11 protein-coding genes are annotated in these 17,664 nt (G+C 69.6%); 4 read left to right on the top strand and 7 right to left on the bottom strand.

The features are described from left to right. Window positions 1-111: 111 nt before the first annotated feature. The 4 genes from HNP84_RS46935 to HNP84_RS46920 form a co-directional block, all read right to left on the bottom strand. A complete protein-coding gene (locus tag HNP84_RS46935; protein WP_185056628.1) occupies window positions 112-375 on the bottom strand; it encodes a hypothetical protein in 264 nt (87 codons plus the stop codon). Window positions 376-1,148: 773 nt separating this feature from the next. Further along, a complete protein-coding gene (locus HNP84_RS46930; RefSeq protein WP_185056627.1) occupies window positions 1,149-2,165 on the bottom strand; it encodes a zinc-dependent alcohol dehydrogenase in 1,017 nt (338 codons plus the stop codon). Window positions 2,166-2,213: 48 nt separating this feature from the next. Beyond that, window positions 2,214-4,472, bottom strand: coding sequence for a beta-glucosidase (locus tag HNP84_RS46925; protein ID WP_185056626.1), 2,259 nt, complete (start codon window positions 4,470-4,472; stop codon window positions 2,214-2,216). Between the two features lie 19 nt (window positions 4,473-4,491). Next, entirely contained in the window at window positions 4,492-5,808 is a 1,317-nt protein-coding gene (locus HNP84_RS46920; protein WP_185056625.1) for an MFS transporter, read from the bottom strand. Window positions 5,809-6,397: 589 nt separating this feature from the next. Here HNP84_RS46920 and HNP84_RS46915 point away from each other — a divergent pair. From HNP84_RS46915 to HNP84_RS46905, 3 genes are all read left to right on the top strand, one after another. Continuing rightward, window positions 6,398-9,316 (top strand): glycoside hydrolase family 2 TIM barrel-domain containing protein, encoded by a 2,919-nt coding sequence (locus HNP84_RS46915; protein ID WP_221337643.1) that lies wholly within the window; start codon window positions 6,398-6,400, stop codon window positions 9,314-9,316. A gap of 93 nt (window positions 9,317-9,409) precedes the next feature. Continuing rightward, the gene (locus HNP84_RS56570) at window positions 9,410-10,405 is read left to right on the top strand and encodes a LacI family DNA-binding transcriptional regulator (RefSeq protein ID WP_185056624.1); all 996 of its coding nucleotides are present in this window, start codon (window positions 9,410-9,412) and stop codon (window positions 10,403-10,405) included. A 78-nt stretch (window positions 10,406-10,483) separates the two neighbouring features. Next, entirely contained in the window at window positions 10,484-11,986 is a 1,503-nt protein-coding gene (locus tag HNP84_RS46905; RefSeq protein WP_185056623.1) for a glycoside hydrolase family 43 protein, read from the top strand. Between the two features lie 137 nt (window positions 11,987-12,123). On the opposite strand, the gene HNP84_RS46900 is transcribed toward HNP84_RS46905, so the two are convergent. After that, window positions 12,124-12,999: an alpha/beta fold hydrolase gene (locus tag HNP84_RS46900; RefSeq protein ID WP_185056622.1), complete on the bottom strand. Its 876-nt coding sequence runs from the start codon at window positions 12,997-12,999 to the stop codon at window positions 12,124-12,126. A gap of 61 nt (window positions 13,000-13,060) precedes the next feature. Between HNP84_RS46900 and HNP84_RS46895 the strand changes: the two genes are divergently transcribed. Continuing rightward, window positions 13,061-13,642 (top strand): TetR/AcrR family transcriptional regulator, encoded by a 582-nt coding sequence (locus HNP84_RS46895; protein WP_185056621.1) that lies wholly within the window; start codon window positions 13,061-13,063, stop codon window positions 13,640-13,642. Here the strand turns inward: HNP84_RS46895 and HNP84_RS46890 are convergent, their stop codons facing one another. Then, complete coding sequence (locus HNP84_RS46890; RefSeq protein WP_185056620.1) at window positions 13,643-16,051, bottom strand: alpha-L-rhamnosidase; 2,409 nt, start codon at window positions 16,049-16,051, stop codon at window positions 13,643-13,645. 13 nt (window positions 16,052-16,064) lie between these two features. Beyond that, window positions 16,065-17,327: an MFS transporter gene (locus tag HNP84_RS46885; protein ID WP_221337642.1), complete on the bottom strand. Its 1,263-nt coding sequence runs from the start codon at window positions 17,325-17,327 to the stop codon at window positions 16,065-16,067. Window positions 17,328-17,664: the final 337 nt, after the last annotated feature.

The raw sequence follows: 17,664 nt of genomic DNA, 5'->3' as shown, positions 1-17,664 counted from the left end.
GACGATTGGACTACTGATGGGTGCCGCCGTCGCTGCGGATCCCGGCGCCGGTGATGAACGAGCCGTGGTCCGAGACCGGCACGCCGCTGCTGATCCCGCCCGGCACGATGTTCACCTGCCGTGCTGCTGGGCGATGCTGTGGGCGAAGGAGGCGACGCCGCCTCGGCCGGCCGCGTACGCGGCCATGGATGCGGCGACGTCCACGCCGACGATGGTGAGCCGGTCCCCGGCCGCGAGGGACGCGGTCTCCGCCAGCCCTTCCCCGGAGGCGTCGGAGGCCACCGCCCGGGCGCCCTCGGCCGGGAGCCGCAGGGCCATGGCCCGGCCGGCGCCGGCACCGGCGATCACGGTAGGTCGGTCGATGAGCCGTTCCATGGACGTGACCTCCGGAGATGATGACGGTGCCGGGCAGCGTCGGACCGCTTTCGCGCGCAAGCCTGTGGGTACGCTAGCTATCTCCATCTTCGTGCACAAGTGCTTGCGCGCGAAAGTTACCGCTACAGTGAGGGGCGCCGTACGGCTAGGCGCCGGCGGCGCTAAGCCCGCATCAACCGGGGCCTTTCGCTCCGATGCTCGTCATGCCCGCTAGGCGCCGACCGGCGTGGTGGGTGGGTGCTTCAGTTTTTCCAGTGCGATCCCCACTTCTCGTACGGCGTCGATGAACCGTGCAGCCGGGCGGTCCGCCGGTCATGGGACAAGCCTTTCTGAGAGGGCTCCGAAGACTCGAAGGAACATTCGCGGCGGCGATATTCAGTTGTTCGCTACCGGCATCAGTGCCGCTGGTCCTGGAGTCGCATCCTCAGGAGCACGCCTCGATTCGGCTCGCATGCGTTTGCCGCCGTGTTCAAGTGGCACCTCACGCTGTCGACGATGACCTGGGCCATGGGCACCCCACGAACGAACGCTAGGAGTACCTCACCAGGGCACGATGCCTGGTTCCCACTGAGCGGGACCTGTCATGGCTGCGATGGCTTCGGCGCGTCCGTGCCCCTGTAGCCTTACGACGCCGACGTCCAGGTTCACCGGGATCCCTCCAGTGTGGTCTTCCCCCGTGATGGCGAAGCGCCGGTGCGTACACTCCCGTGGTCTCAGGGCGGCACGCACGTCCATCGGGCACGACGGGTAGCGCCAGTGAAGGCGGCACGACGTCAGTCGAAAACGACGACGACTTTGTCGGTGGCGCCGGGAACCGACGCGAGCCGAATGGCTCGTTCCGCTTCGGCGAAAGGCACGATGTCACTGATGAGGTGCCGGTACTTCCGCCAGTCGGCGATGATCGATTCGGTCACCTCGAAGATCTCGGTCGGGTAGCCCATGGCGAGCCGGATGTCGGGTTCGCTGGGGAGGATGTCTCGCAGGTCGATCTCCACCGGCTTGTTGTGGACGCCGACGATCGTGAGAACCGCGCCGTGCTTGAGTCCCTTGAGAGCCGTTTCGATCACGGCAGGCACGCCGGCGGCGTCCAGGTAGACGTCCGTATCCGGCCGCGGCGGCCGTCCGACGGGTCCTGGCACCTGTCCGTGGAGTTCCTTGAGGCGCTCGATCACGTCCTCCTCGGCCGAGTTGACGACCCCGTCCGCGCCGATCAGCCGCGCCTTCTCCAGCCGGTTGGCGACCACGTCCACCACCACGACGTGATCCGCGCCATTGGACTTGGACGCGACGGCCGCTCCCAGCCCTATCGGGCCGGCGCCGAAGATGACCACCTTGGTTCCTGCGCCGGTGCCGGACCGGTTGACGCCGTGGAACGCGACGGCCATCGGTTCGTTGAGCGCCGCCACCTCCCACGGGATGTCATCGGGAATCACGCGGAAATGCACGCCGGGCTTGGCATCCGGAAGGACGAGCAGTTCGGACAGCGCGCCCTGGACGCCTCCGTTGCCGATGATGCCGTCGGCGTTCGCCATCGGGTTGACCACCACATGGTCCCCGACGGACACACCCGATACGTCGGCGCCGATTTCGACGACTTCACCGGCGGCCTCATGCCCCAGCGGTATGTCGTACCGCTGATGCGGCAGCCCGCCGATGTGGGTGTAGAACACGTCGGTACCGCAGATCCCGCAGGCCCTGACCTTCACCAGGACGTCGCGCGGCCCTGCGGCCGGGCGGGCGATGTCGAGCAGTTCGACGGTGCCAGGAGCGGTGACTCTCAAACTCTTCACGTCCGTCTCCAGACTGTCTTCGATGACGGGGTTTCGCGTGACGCGGGCTCAGGCCGGGCGGCTGGCCGCCATGAGTGATCGCAGAGCGTCCGTGGAGACGTCCAGGCCCGAGATGCCGATGAACTGCCGCATCGTCATTGAGGCGATCATCGCCATCTGTTCCTCGGTGATCGGCGCGCCTGTCAGCCCGAGCGCGTCCATGACCTTCGAGCCCACGCCGGGATGCTCGAACCACGCCCCGACGGGGGTGTCCATGGTCAACTCGGTGGCGATGCGCTCGCCCTGGAGTGTGAGGGTCGAGGACCGCAGCACGGTGTTGGCGTCGGCGCACACCTCGATGCGGTAGTCGCCTGGGGCGACCGCCCAGCGACCCACGCGGACGTCCCAGTATGCGAAGGCGCGCCGGGGAAGGTCGATCTCCACCGTCGCGGTCTCGCCGGGGTCGAGCCGGACCTTGGCGAACCCCCGCAGCTCCCGCAGCGGGCGCCGGACGGGCCCGGCTTCGGTCGCCACGTAGACCTGGACGACATGCTTGCCGGCACGAGTCCCCGTGTTGGTCACCACGACTTCGGCGGTCGCGCTGTCGGCGCCCTTGCGGGTGACGCGCAGAGCGCGTGTCTCGAACGTCGTATAGGACAGGCCGTGCCCGAAGGGGTATCTCACGGGAGTCCCCGCGGTGGAGAAGTAGCGGTAGCCGACGAGGACTCCCTCGCCGTATCGCACGTGTCCCTGCTCGCCGGGGAAGTTCAGCCAGCTCGGATGGTCCTGGAGCCGGATGGGGATGCTCTCGGCCAGGTGGCCGGACGGGTTCACCCGGCCGAAGAGGATGTCGGCGACAGCGTGTCCGCCTCCTTGGCCGAGCAGGAATCCCTCAAGGATCGCGTGCACGTCGTCGTGCCATCCCTCCAGCGAGACGATGCCGCCGTTGGCGAGGACGACGACGGTGCGGTGCGCGGCGGCCGCGACCTCGCGGATGAGCTCGACCTGTGCCGGGGGAAGGTCGATGGTGTCCCGGTCGAATCCCTCCGACTCCCGCTGTTCGCTCAGACCGGCGAACACCACCGCGATGTCGGCGCTGCGGGCCGCGGCGATCGCGTCGGAGACGAGCCGCTCGTCCCGCGGCCCATCGAGGACGAACCCGGGCGTGTAGCCGACGGTCGCTCCCACCTCGGCCGCGATCGTACGGATCTCGTCGATCGGCCGGTCGACGCGCGTCGCATTGACGTGCGCGCTGCCCCCGCCCTGATACCGCGGGTGCTCGGCGAACGCGCCGATGACCGCGACATGGACCCCACCGGGGATGGGCAGGACCTGGTCCTCGTTGCGGAGCAGCACCGCGCACTCCTGCGCGATCTGCCGGGCGATCCGGTGGTGCTCCTCGTAATCGACCGCGGCGGCCGAGGTCACCTTGCGCCGGGCCAGCGCGGCGATCCGCGCGACACTCGCATCGACGTGGGATTCTGAGACCTCTCCGGATCGCAGGGCCGTGAGCACGTCCTCGTCGTGGCCCATGTCACCACCGGGCATTTCGAGATCGAGGCCCGCCTTAAGAGCCGCGACCCGGTCGGTCACCGCACTCCAGTCCGAGACGACGACCCCTTCGAAGCCCCATTCGCCGCGGAGCACCTCGGTGAGCAACCACCGGTTCTCGGAGGCGCTCACGCCGTTGATCTTGTTGTAGGACGCCATCACCGTCGCCGGGCGCGCCTCGGTGACGATGTGTTCGAACGCCGGCAGGTAGATCTCGCGGAGCGTGCGCTCGTCGACATCGGAGCTGATGGTCTGCCGGTTCGTCTCCTGATTGTTCGCGGCGAAGTGCTTCACGGACGCGCCTGGGCCCTCGGCCTGGAGAGCGCGGGTGAACGCGGCCCCGAGAACACCGGACAGGTGCGGGTCCTCGGAGTAGTACTCGAAGTTCCGCCCGCACAGCGGGGAGCGCTTGATATTGACGCCTGGGCCGAGAACGACATCGACTCCCTGTGCGGCCGCCTCCTTGCCGAGCGCTGTGCCGAGCCGGGCCGCCATGGCCGGGTCCCAGCTGGAGCCGATCGCGACGCCGGGCGGGAAACAGGTCGCCTTATCGCTTTCGAACAGCGCGAGGTTGTCATGATGGCCGGACTGGTGCCGCAGACCATACGGCCCATCGGCCATCGCTATCGCGGCGATCCCCGCTTCTTCGAGCGCTTCGGTCTCCCAGAAGTTCCTGCCGGACAGCAGGCTCGCCTTCCGCTCTGCGGGAATCCCGGAAAGCGGTGCCGCCTGTGAGGCGTCGGCGGCGGGTCTGTCATCGTCGTGATGAGTGGTCATCGTTGCCTATCTGTGGGTGCTAGCGAACGGCGCGGATACGCTGGGCCGTGAGACCGGCCCCGAGGGCCACTACCGCGCCGACCAGGAACAGGGCCGTGTAGTTTCCGCCCCCACCGATGAGCAGGATGGCGGGCGCGAACATCGGGGCGAGGGCCGTGGAGGTGGTGTTCGCGACGTAGTAGATGCCCATCCACCGCCCCGCCTCGGAGCTGTCCGGGATCACGTCGCCGGCCAGGGCCAGGTCAACGGAGCCGAACAGTCCCGCTGCGGCGAGAACGAAGCCGACGGCGGTGGCGAATTGAGGCACCCCGTTCGCGAACGCCAGGATGACCAGACCGGTCGCGGAAAGCGCGGAGGCGAGGTAGATGAACGCCTTTCGGCGCTTCAGCCGGTCGGAGACGATCCCGCCCACGACCGCGAAAAGGGTGGTCACGGCGATTCCGATGCCACCGACGAACGCGAGCTGCCGCCCGGCGTCTTCCGGGACGAGACCGAGCCGGTCGAGCAGGAAATACAGCTGGTAGGTGCTCAGGAAGGTCAGCCCCACCTGCATCAGGAAACGGCCGAGCCAGACCAGGGCGAAGTCCCGGTGCCTTCGCGGGTCGAACACCAGTTGACGGAACACCGCCCCCAGGGATTGACGCTCCGTCGCGGCCGGCGCCGGCCCGTCGGGGATGGTGACCGCGTACACGACGAACAGGACCGCCAGCACGGCGACGGGAAGGAGGAACAGCAGCAGCGGATCGCCGGTGAGCATGCTTCCGACGAGGGTGCCTGCCACGCCCGCGAGCTGGCCGCCGACCCCCACCAGGGCGCCGACCGTTCCGCGCTGGCCGGAGGGGATCGTCTCCGCGAGTACGGGGTTCATGGCGCCCAACGCGCACGCCAGGCCGACGGTGTAGACGGCCCAGCCGATGCCGATCGACACCGTGGTGGTGGCCAGAGCCATGAGCAGGCCGCTGCCCGCGCAGATGATGATGCCCGCGACGATCCAGGGGCGTCGTCGCCCCCACCGCAGCCGGGTCCGGTCGGACAGGACGCCGCACAGCGGCCCGGCCAGCAGATTGATCACGGCGGCGACCGCGACGATGACGCCGAGGGCCGTCTCCTTCCCCTGCGGATCCACCTGCTGCACCTTGTAGGCGACGGCGAAGAGGGTCGGGGTGAGCAGGGCAAAGCTGCCCGCGAACATCGTGATCGTGTAGACGAAGATCAGCCACTTCGACGCGCGCGGCGGTTCGGGCTGGACGCCGGTGACGACAGGACCGTTCGGACCGGGGTCATCAGCGGTATCCGTCGGAAGCTTGGTGCCACGGTCCGGATGTTGGGTGGTCATTGTCTGACTCCGTCGTCGTCTCTTCGAACGTGGTGCGCGATCCGGCGCACCTTCTTGCCGATCGCCGGGTCCCAGCTCGCCGCCTGGCCCCCACGCCGGCGCGAACCGATGGCTTTGTCCGTGCACCGAAGTCAACGAGGTCCATGGGGACGGCACCCTGGATCGGACCGGCCTTCATGATTCGCGGTGTCCTTGGGGCGGGCGGGATGCGCGGGTGACGGTCGAGAACGGGTGAGTCCGACGTCCCCTCCGGCGCGTTGTGGTGAGGACTGGCCGCCATCGTTACTCCACCATTTCCGGGCGCTTTCGCGCGCAAGCTTGCCGGTACGGTAGCCCCCTCAACTTTCACGCACAAGTACTTGCGCGCGTAAGTTCATCTGCCTACAGTTGGGGCCTCGTCTCCCGCGAGGAGCACGAGGAGCACGAGGAGCACGGGCTTGCGTCGTGGGGCGACCGATCCGGGCCCGGACGAGCCGGTCCGCCACCGTTGATCGGTGCTTCCACCGGCCCGACTGTCAGAAGGATCGCCTTGTCCCGCGGCGAACCGCATGCGCGTCCACGCCCGCACGCTTACTGAGGAGTAGCATCCGTGAAACGCCTGCCCATGGGGGCGCTGCGCCGTACGCCCGACATCGTCCTCGACGGGACGTGGGAGTTCCGGCTCCTGCCGTATGAGCAGGAGTGGAAGAGCGTGGAGGTGCCGGAACTGTGGACGATGCGGGAGAAGGCCGATCCGCCGCACTATCTCAACGTCGCGATGCCGTTCGACGAGGTGCCTCCCGCGGTCCCGGAGCACAATCCAACCGGTGTCTACCGGCGGACCGTGGAACTGACGCCACAACCGGGGCGCCGGACGATCTTGCACGTCGGCGCCGCCGAAGGTCACCTGAGCGTCACCGTCAACGGCCACCCCGTCGGGACCAGCACCGACTCGCATCTCGCGGCCGAGTTCGACATCACCGACGCCGTGATAGCGGGCTCCAACACGATCGAGCTCCAGATCGCCAAATGGTCGGCGGTCACCTACCTGGAGGACCAGGACCACTGGTGGCAGGCCGGCCTGTCCCGATCGGTGTTCCTCTACACCGTGCCGGAGGTGCACCTGCGTGACGTGGCCGTGGTGGCGGACTACGAGGCCGGGCGCGGAAGCTTGAAAGTGACGGTGGCCACGGCCGGACTGGACCATCTGCACGAGGTCGCGTGGTCGGCACGGATCGAGGTGCTCGGCCGGACGGAGACACGCGGAATCAGCCCGCGCGTGGTGGAGCCCGCCTTCGCGCCGCCGTTGACCGATCGCTCGAAGCGGCCCAAGCCGCTGGGCCTCCCCGACGGGCTCATGGATCTGCTCAGCCTGCGCGCGGCCGGCGCTCCCATCGCCGAGGAACTGCGCCCGGCGGCCGATGGCATGATGCCGCCGCGGGAGAAGGCGGGCACCGCGGTCCTCACACTCGACGCCCTTGAGGTCGCCCCCTGGACGGCCGAGACACCGCATCTGGAAGAGCTGCTGGTCGAGTTGGTCTCGCCCGCGGGCGAGACCGTGGACACGGCGCGGTTGCGCATCGGTTTCCGCCGCGTACGCATCGAGGGGCGTGACCTGCTGGTCAACGGCGAACGCGTGCTCATCCAGGGAGTCAACCGCCACGATGTGGACCCGCGCACCGGCCGCGTCATCTCGCGGGAGCTGATGCTGGCGGAACTGTCCCTGCTCAAGCGGTTCAACGTGAACGCGATCCGTACCTCGCACTATCCCAACGACCCGGTCTTCCTCGACCTGTGCGACGAGATCGGCTTCTACGTGGTCGATGAGGCCGACATCGAGGGGCACGCCTTCACCACCACGCTCGCCCACGATCCGCGTTACCTGCCCGAGTTCGTCGAGCGGGTCTCCCGGATGGTGCTGCGCGACCGTAACCATCCCTCGCTGATCATCTGGTCGCTCGGTAACGAGACCGGTTACGGGCCCAGCCACGATACCGCCGCCGCGTGGGTGCGCGCCGTCGATCCGACACGGCCGTTGCACTACGAAGGCGCGATCGCCAGGGACTGGCATGCCGGCCACGCGGCCAGCGACCTGGTCTGCCCGATGTATCCCTCGTTCGAGGCCCTCACGGCCTTTTCCGCCGATCCGCGAGCGGACCGGCCGGTCATCCTGTGCGAGTACGCCTACTCGCAAGGGAACTCGACCGGCGGACTGGCCGAGTACTGGCGGCTGTTCGAGAACCTGCCGGGCCTGCAAGGCGGCTTCATCTGGGAATTCAAGGACCACGCGCTCGACCCCGACGGCGACGGCCGGTACCGCTATGGCGGCGACTTCGGCGACGAGCCGAACGACGGCGTCACGCTCCTCAACGGCGTGGTCTTCCCCGACCTCACCCCCAAGCCCGCGCTGTACGAGGCGCGCGGCCTGTTCAGCCCGATCCGCATCACCTCCGGCGCGGAGGAGGCCCAGGCCGGTACGTTACGGCTGCGCAACCGGCAGACCTTCGCCGACCTCGGTGCCTACGACCTGCGGCTGCAGGTGGAGACCGAAGACGGGCCGGTGGGCGCGGTCACGCTCCCCGCGCCGCCGGCGGCGCCAGGTGCGGAGGCCATCATCGACGTGCCGGATTCGATCCGTGCGCTGCTCGGCACGGCCCTGGCGCTCACCGTGAGCGTGCGTACGCGCCGGGACGCCGTGTGGGCGCCGGCGGGCACAGAGGTCTCCGCCCATCAGGTCACCTTCCCCCGCAGGCTGCCGCGCCTTCCCCGTGACACCGGCACCGCACACGCCGAAGTGCGTCATCCGCTGTTGCGCCGTGGGCCGCAACTGTGCCTGTGGCGGGCCCTGACCGACAACGACCAGTCGTTCGCCCTGGACAACCGGTTCGTCCGATCCGGTTTCTTCCAGCTCACGCCCATCGATGTCCGCGCCGACGCCGGGACGGCCACCATCCGGTACCGCGCGGCCTTCGGTGACGAGGTCGTGCACACCCGCACCGTCACGGTCCTGGACCAGGGAGACTACCTGTTGGCCGAGCATGTGACGCTGCCCGATGCCGTCGGCGACGGGCTGCGCGTGGGCATGGAGTTCGAGCTCGTGGACGGCTTCGAACAGGCCCGATGGGTGGGGCTGGGGCCGTGGGAGAACTACCCCGACCGCCGAGCCTCGGCCCTGCTCGGCGCGTGGGAGAGCCCCATCGGCGATCTCGCCGTGCCGTATCTGAAACCGCAGGAGAACGGTGGCCGCGGGGAGGTCACCGAACTACGCCTGTCCGGCCCGGCCGGAACCGTGCGAACCGTGCACGCGACGCCCCTGCACATGACCGTGAGCCGTTACGCGATCAGCGAGCTGGAGGCGGCGGCACACTGGTGGGAACTGCGGCCGAGCCGCAAGACCGTCGTCCATCTCGACATCGCTCATCGCGGCGTCGGCACCGGACTTCTGGGCCCCGACACTTTGCCCGCGTATCGGCTGCCCCGGCGCGAATACGCCTGGCAGTGGCGCCTGACACTCTCCGAAGAGGACTGATGGACCCCGCGATTTGCGGGCGATGGATGATTCCATGAGATAGTGATAGGGCTTGCGCGTGCAAGCCCTATCGCAGGCAGAGGTGAAGTTCTCGTGACGCAGCGAAACAGGCGTGTCACCGCAACGGATGTCGCCCGCTCGCTTGGATTGTCCCGCGCCACCGTGGGCTATGTGTTCAACAACACCCCGGGCCAGAGCATCCCCGCCGCCACGCGTGAGCGCGTCCTGGCCGAGGCCGCGCGTCTGGGCTACCGGCCGCACCGGACCGCCCAGGCGCTCGCCAGAGGGCGCAGCATGATCATTTTGCTGGTGCTGCCGGACTGGCCCATGGAGCACAGCCTGCGCCAGAACCTGGAGACGGCCTCCCAAATCCTCGACGAGGCGGGCTACGCCCTGGTGACCTACACCCGCCACGAAAGGGGGCACGCCCGGCCCCTGTGGGAGTTGCTCAACCCGGACGTCGTCATCTCCTGGACGCCCATCACCGCCGCCGAGCGCAGCTCCATGCAGGCCAGCGGCATCACCAAGATCCTTCCTCAGGTGCAGCAGGAGCGGTCCGCCCTGGCGTCGGCGACGCTCACCGCGGGCACTCGCCTGCAGATCACGCACTTGCACGAACTGGGGCACCGGCGGCTCGCCTTCGCGACGAGCACCAATGAGCGCTTCTCCCTGCTGTCGGAAGGACGGGTGGAAGCGGCGCGGCAGGCAGCCGACCGGCTCGGCCTCGACCCCCTCGACGTCCGTCCGGTCGATCATCTCGATGGCAGCGTGGCACGAGCCGTACGGGAATGGCACGCGAATGGCGTCACCGCCGTGGCCGCCTTCAATGACGACATCGCCGCGATGACCGTGGCCGCCGCGCAACGCGCCGGCCTGTCCGTCCCCGGTGACCTGGCCGTCATCGGTCACGACGACACGCCGATGGCGAGCATGCTCTACCCGTCGCTGTCCAGCGTCAGCATCGACAGCGTCGGCCTGGGCCGTTACCTCGCCAACCTGGCCCTGCACGCGGCCGAGGACCGGCCGTTGCCCGAGACGCCCCCCGACCTGCACGCGACCATCGTGGCCCGCGAATCCACTCGGCGGTAGGGCGGCGGCATCGGCCCGCCCTGCGACAGGCCGCCCGCCCGCCGCCCGCCCCGCATAACCCGATAGAAAGAGCCACAGGTGACGACGACACCTATCATCGCGGGGTTCTACCCCGACCCGACCATCTGCCGGGTGGGAGAGACGTACTACATCGCCAACTCCAGCTTCGAGTACGCGCCAGGCGTGCCGATCCACCGCAGCACCGACCTGGTGAGCTGGACGTTGGTGACCAACGCGCTGCAGCGTCCCGAGCAGTTGGACGTGCGTGCCGCCCCCGCGAGCACGGGAGTGTACGCACCGACGCTTCGCCACCACGGGGGGAGGTTCTGGCTTGTCACCACGAACGTGGTGGAAATCCACCGCGGCCAGATGATCGTCTCGGCCGATGACCCCGCGGGGCCATGGTCGGAGCCGGTCTACGTGGACGGCGCCATCGGGATCGACCCGGACCTGGTCTGGGACGAGGACGGGATATGCCACCTCACCTGGGCATCGACCGCGCCTGAGCTGACCGGAATCATCAGCGCGCCGATCGACCCCGCGACGGGCGCGATGCTCGCCCCGCCGAAGTCGCTCTGGAACGGCACCGGGCTGGCCTACCCGGAGGGCCCGCACCTCTACCGACGTGACGGCTGGTGGTACCTGCTGCTCGCGGAAGGCGGTACGGAGCGGGGGCATGCGGTCACCATCGCGCGTTCCCGTTCGCTGGATGGACCCTTCGAGGCGGCGCCGGCCAATCCGATCCTCACCCATCGCAGCTCGGGTCATCGCGTGCAGAACACCGGCCATGCCGACCTCGTCCAACTGGCCGACGGCTCGTGGGCCATGGTGTATCTCGGGGTACGCCCCCGCGGCCAGACCCCGATGTTCCACGTCAACGGCCGTGAGACGTTCATCGCGGGCGTGGAGTGGGTCGACGGCTGGCCTGTGGTCGATGAGGGGCGCTTCGCCCCGGTGCCGCCGGACCACTCCTTCGTCGATCGGTTCGACTCCTTCGAGCTCGACCGGCGTTGGGTGTCGCCGAACCTGTTCCCGCACACGTTCACCACGTGGCAGGCGCCCGGCCGCCTCGTGCTGACGGCGCCCGCCGAGGGCGACCCGAGGCCGGTGCTGGCGGCGCGTGCGCGGGACCTTGAGTGGACAGCGGAGGCCCGGCTCGACACCTCCAGGGGCACCGGGCGCTTCATCGTCGGCATCGACGGCTCCCACTGGTATGGGCTCACGGCCGACGCCGAGACGGTCGAGGCCACCGTGGTCGTCGGACCGGCCCGCACGACGATCGCGCGGGTGCCGGTTCCCCCGGGCGATGGGGTGAGGCTGCGCATCTCGGTCCGGGAACCCGCGGCGGCCGGCCCCATGCCACCGCCGGAGCCCGACGTCGTGGAACTGGCCGTCCTGGCCGCCGACGGGACGCCCCAGGTTCTCGGCGCGTTCGACGGACGCTACCTGTCAACCGAAGTGGCCGGCGGCTTCACCGGTCGCACGTTCGGCGTCGAGCCGGTCGCCGGCGAGGTCGTGGTGCGCGAGGTCTCCTACCGTCCCCACACTCCCACGGACGCCGAATCCGGCACCGCCTCGTGAGCGATGCCCCGCTCACCCAGAGCGCGGTTCTCCGCCGGCGGTGCCGGGCGCACCGCGTACGGCGCGGCGTGCGTGCGCCAGGAGGTGCTTTCCACCCTGATTCACCGCTGAGGACGATCTTCGAAAGAGCTTGGTGTTCAAGCGGTCGAGGAGACGTCCCGTAGGAACGAGCGGATCAACCGGCCGACCGCTTCGGGTGAATCGGCCGGTAGCCCGTGGCCGGCGTCCGCCACGATCTCTACCCGGGCCGAGGAGAGCAGCCTGCGCGTGCGGTCCGCCGCGCGCTGGACGTTGTGGACCGGGCTGCGTCCGCCGAGGATCACCAGGGTGGGCGCGGTGATGGCGCGTAGTTGGCCGTTGGTCAGAGGCTGAGGGGGACAGACGGCTCGCTGCCGGTGATCCAGCATCGCCGACACCAGCAGGTCTCGCATCGGCGGCTGCGGGAGGCGTCCCGCCCGGCACCAGGCCAGGTAGCGGACCGCGGCTGCGGTGGAGCCGGTGAGCGTCGTGGAGATCAGGCGGAGCCAGAAGCCGGCGCGGATGGGGGTGAGGGCCCTGGCCGGTTCGAGAGCTGTCACCGAGGCGACCCGCGATGGCCGGTGTACGGCCTGGTTGAGTGCCATCCAGCCGCCGTAGGACAAGCCGATCAGGTGGGCGCGGTCGCAGCCGAGTCCTGCCAGGACCTCATCCAGCCATTGCGCGCGCTGGTGCGCGTCGGTCAGCGGGCGCTGCTGGATGCTGGCGCCGGCATCGCCGAGGGTGTCGATGGCGAAGACGGTGCCGTACGGGGTCAGCGTGGGCACGAGGTGGGCCCAGGACGCCGAGGTGGCCTTGCCTCCGTGCAGAAGTATCACCGGTGGCCCCGTGCCGGCATGCGCCCGGTAGGTGGCGGTGGGGCCGAAGGAGGTTTCCACGTCCTGGCGGGTGTGTTCCGGCCAGGTCCGCATGGCCTGCTCGTACAGCGCGAAGAACCGCTCTCGCGCCGAGTCGTTGACGAATCCGCTCACATGCACGCAGGGCTCCACTTCGCGGGACCTCCGCTACATTACGATCGTAATGTATGGGAGGGGAACCGTGAGGACTCGATTGGACCCGTCGCGGCGCCAGGCCGCGATCGCCGAAGCGGTCGGCCGTGTGCTGAGCCGCGGCGGGCCGGACGGGCTGGGTCTGCGGCAGGTCGCGGCAGAGGCCGGAGTGACCACCGGGGCGATCCAGCATCACTTCACCACCAAGGACGAGATGCTGCTGTTCGCGCTGCGGCATCATGGACGTCGTCTGGCCGAGCGGCTCTCGGCGCGGGCGGCCGGCGCGCCGCAGCCCTCGCCACCCCATCGGGTGCTGCGCGCGATCGCGCTGGAGTTGCTCCCGCTGGACGAGGAGCGTGCCGTCGAGGCGAGGCTGGCCGCGGCCTTCACGGCCCGCGCCGCGGCCGACCCGGATCTCGCGGCCGTTTTCCGCGAGCAGTACGCGCTGCTGCATACCCTGGTGGCCGATCAGTTCCGGCGGGCCGGCGTGTCCGATGCCGACGCCGACGCCCGGGAACTGCTCTGCCTTGTCGAGGGCTTGCGCACCGAGCGTCTCCTCGGCCAGGCCGACGACGATGCGATCCTGGCCCTGTTGGACCGTGCGCTTGATCGGCTTCCAGCCTTGCCCTGATCATGCTTCCAGTGCGGTCTTCAGGTCGTTCGCCAGTTCCTCCGACGCGCCGGGGACGAAGCCGAGCACGTTGTTGAGGGAGTAGGTGGCGGCCTCGGGGGCGGTGCCGTCGAGGGGGATGCCGGGGAAGTGCTTGGCGAACGCCTCCGTAACCGCCCGCCACACCGCCGGGTCCCCGGCGAGCGTCTTCAGCGGGGTGTCCATGGTGTACGGCTCGGGCGGGCCGTCCTTGCCGGGCAGGTCGCAGCCGAAGGAGTGGCTGCCGCCGGTGATCTCGGCGGTCGTGCCGTCGGGCAGTTCGACCAGGGCGTGGGTGCCGTCGGGGATGGTCACGTCGAGGGTGAACCGGCGGGTCAGGCGCCAGCCGATGCGTACCTGGCCGTGGACGGTGGTGTGGGTGAGGGTGGCGTGGGTGAGGCCGCCGCCGGGTTTGGGGGCGATCCGCATGCGCCGGTAGCCGGGTTCGAGCGGGGCCAGGCCGCCGACGGTCTTGTGCAGCCAGTCGCAGACCGCGCCGAGGGCGTAGTGGTTGAGCGAGGTCATGCCGGTGGAGTTGAGGGTGCCGTCGGGGCGGATGGCGTCCCAGCGTTCCCAGATCGTGGTCGCGCCCATGGTGACCGGGTAGAGGAAGGAGGGGCAGCCGGTCTCCAGGAGCAGCAGGTAGGCCTCTTCCAGGTGGCCGGTCTTGGTGAGGGCGGGCAGGACCAACGGGGTTCCCGCGAAGCCGGTGGAGATCTTGAAGCCGGCCTTGGCGACCAGTTGCGCCAGGCGCGCGCCGGCATGGGCCTCCTGGCCGGGGTCGAGCAGGTCGAAGCAGATGGCCAGGGCGTAGGCGGTGGTGCTCTCGCCGGCGACCCGGCCGTTCTTGGTGACGTATTCGGCGCGGAAGGCGTCGCGTGTCCTTTCGGCCAATGACGCGAAGTGTCCGGCGTCGGCGGTGGCGAGGATGCGGGCGGTGTCGGCCATCTCGCGTGTGGTCTTGGCCAGGTAGGCGGCGGCCACCAGGTGCCGGTCGGTCTTGCCGCCCGCGGCGTTGTCCGGGGGTGCGTCGGGGTCGAGCCAGTCGCCGAACTGGAAGCCGCTGCTCCACAGCCCGTTGTCGTCGAGCCGGGTCTCGACGTCGCGGATGAAGGCGGCCATGGAGTCGTAGCAGCGTCTGAGGATCTCGGTGTCGCCGTACTCCTGGTACAGGACCCAGGGCAGGCTGACCGCCACGTCGCTCCACAGGGCGGTGGGGGAGGACGGGGTGGACAGCACGTCGGGCACCACCCAGGGCACGTAGCCCTTTTCGCGCTGCTCGGCGGCCAGGTCCTGCAGCCAGGAGCCGAGGACGTCGCGCACGTCGTACAGGAAGGCGGCGGTGGGGGCGAAGGCGTTGAGGTCGCCGGTCCAGCCGAGGCGCTCGTCGCGTTGCGGGCAGTCGGTCGGCAGGCCGACGAAGTTGCCGCGCATCGACCAGACGGTGTTGGCGTGCAGGCGGTTGAGCAGCTCGTGGGAGGTCTCCAGCCAGCCGGTGCGGCGCATGTCGCTGTGCACCACCACCGCTTCGACCTCCTCGAAGGGGCCGTCGATCTCGGCGTAGCGGAAGCCGTGGAAGGTGAAGCGGGGCTCCCAGACCTCCCGGCCGCCGCCGCGCAGGATGTAGCGATCGGTGGACCTGGCCGTGCGCAGGGTCTCGACGTCCAGTTCGCCGTCCTTCAACAGTTCGGCGTGGCGGATCGTCACGCTCTGCCCGGCCTGGCCGGTGACGGTGAGCCGTACCCAGCCGGAGATGTTCTGCCCGAAGTCGACGATCGTCTTGCCGTCCTTGATGACGGTCTCCACCGGGGTCAGCTCCTCGATCCGGCGGATCGGGGTGGCGACCGTGGGCACCAGGGTGCCGAGGTCCCACTCGAAGGGCTCCACCCGTGCCCAGGTGCCGGTGAACCCCGGCAGGTTCCAGCCCCGCGGCTCCCGCCGGGCGTCGTAGGTCTCGCCGTCGTACAGACTCGCGGCCAGCACCGCGCCGGTGCCCGCCCGCCACTGTTCGTCGGTGGCGATGACCACTGTCTGCTCGCCGTAGGTGAGTTCCAGTCGCATGTACAGCGCCGGCCGCTTCGTGTAGTGGTGTCTTCTGCCCTCGAAGCCGAGGCGTCCGGCGGCCCAGCCCTCGCCGACGATCGCGCCCAGGGCGTTGGCTCCCGAGCGGATCAGGTGGGTGACGTCATGGGTGCTGACCTGGAGCCGGTGCCGGTAGGACGTCCAGCCGGGCGCCAGCACCTCATCGCCCACCCGGGTGCCGTTCAGGTAGGGCTCGACGATGCCCAGCGCGGTCACCTGGAGGCGGGCATGGTCGGGCAGCCGGTCACAGGTGAACTCGCGCCGGAAGTAGGGCGCCTCGGCGGGAAACGGCGCGGTGACGAACGACATCAAGGCGAGCTCCTCAGCGGACGGACTTGATACGGAGGATGACCAGGCCACCGAGCAGGGTGCAGGCGGCGGCGACGAGGTAGAGCAGCGTGTAGTTCTTCTCCGCGCCGCTCGCGCCGACGGCGAGGAAGACGGGCGCGACGAACGGCGCGACGGATTGCGGGAGCGAGGCGGCGAAGCCGAACACACCCAGGTAGCGGCCCGCGTCGGTGTCCCGCTCGGGCAGCACGTCCAGCGCGAGCGCCTGGTCCACGGCCGAGAACATGCCCAGGCCCACCGAGCAGATGAGCGACCCGGCGAACAGCGGCGGCACGCTCGACGACAGCGCCATCGTCACCGTGCCCAGCGCGTAGATCGCTCCGGCGGCCAGGACGAACACCCGGCGACGGCGCAGCCGGTCCGACAGGAACCCGCCGCCCAGCGCCCCGCCCGCGGTGGCCAGTACGCCGAGGCCGGCGACCGCCGCGATCGTGCCCGCCACCTGCTCCACGCCCACCCCCAGCCGGGAGGCGAAGAAGAAGGCGGTGAAGGTGGTGTTCAGGCTCAGACCGAAGTAGAAGGCGAAGCGTCCCAGCCAGTTCAGGGAGAAGTCGGGGAAGCGCCGCACGCTCCAGGTGTACTTCAGCAGCAGCGACCGGAAGGTCAACGGCTCGGCGGCGGGCAGGTCCCTGCTGTCGGCCTCACCGGCCAGCCAGGCGAACAGGACCACCGACAGCACGCCGACGGCGCCGGGGACGAGGAACAGCATCAGGGCCTTGCCCGACAGGGTTCCGGCCAGCATCACGCCCACCACGGGCGCGACCAGCGCGGCGAAGCCGCTCAGCCCGGCGACCTTGCCGCGCTGCTCCTCCGGCAGCCGGTCGGCCTGGGAGCTGAGCAGACCGCCCAGCGTGCTGCCCCAGCCGAACTGGGCCAGCACCCAGCCGAGCCCGAGGACGAGGATGCTCGGGGCCAGTGCCATCACGATCAGGGAGACGACGCCCACGATCATGCCGCCGACGATGAACGGCCGGCGGCGGCCCAGGCGGGAGCGGGTGCGGTCGCTCAACGTGCCCATCAGCGGCCCGGTCAGGATCGGGACCAGCGCGCCGACGCCGGTGATGTAGCCGAGGTACTGCTCCTGGCCGGGAGCGAGTTGGGCGACCCGGATCGACAGGGAGATGGCGAGCGGCGTGGTCAACGCCATGAAGACCCCGAACTGGGCCAGGACCATCAGCCAGATGTAGGTCGGGCTGACCTTGGGTGGGAGGGAGACTGCCGGTGCGCTTGCACTCATGGGGGACCCCGTGGTTTCGAAGGGGTGAGATGTGTCCCGGATGTTAACCACACGCTACTTACGCGCGCAAGTAATGCGGGCTCGGGTTACACCCGGTGCAACCCAGGGGGTGGCCCGTCCTCCGAGGGCGCCGTCCGCGGAGAACATCGGCGTGCGGTATCGCCGCCCCTGCCGGGAGCGCAGCGCACCGCGGCGCCGCCGACCGCCCGGACGGCGGCCGGGGAGCCTCGTGCGCGAGACGGCATCGAGGAGTCGCGGGCCGCACGTCACCACGACGATCGCGAACGCTTCGCCGCCGACATGGGCTGTCGCACGGAAGCGGAAGCCGCGGACATGT

This window comes from Thermocatellispora tengchongensis (genome assembly GCF_014202315.1).
In the GTDB taxonomy this organism is placed as follows: Bacteria; Actinomycetota; Actinomycetes; order Streptosporangiales; family Streptosporangiaceae; genus Thermocatellispora; species Thermocatellispora tengchongensis.
The sequence above is the reverse complement of the archived record's forward strand: the minus strand, read 5'-3'. Positions and strand labels throughout refer to the sequence as shown.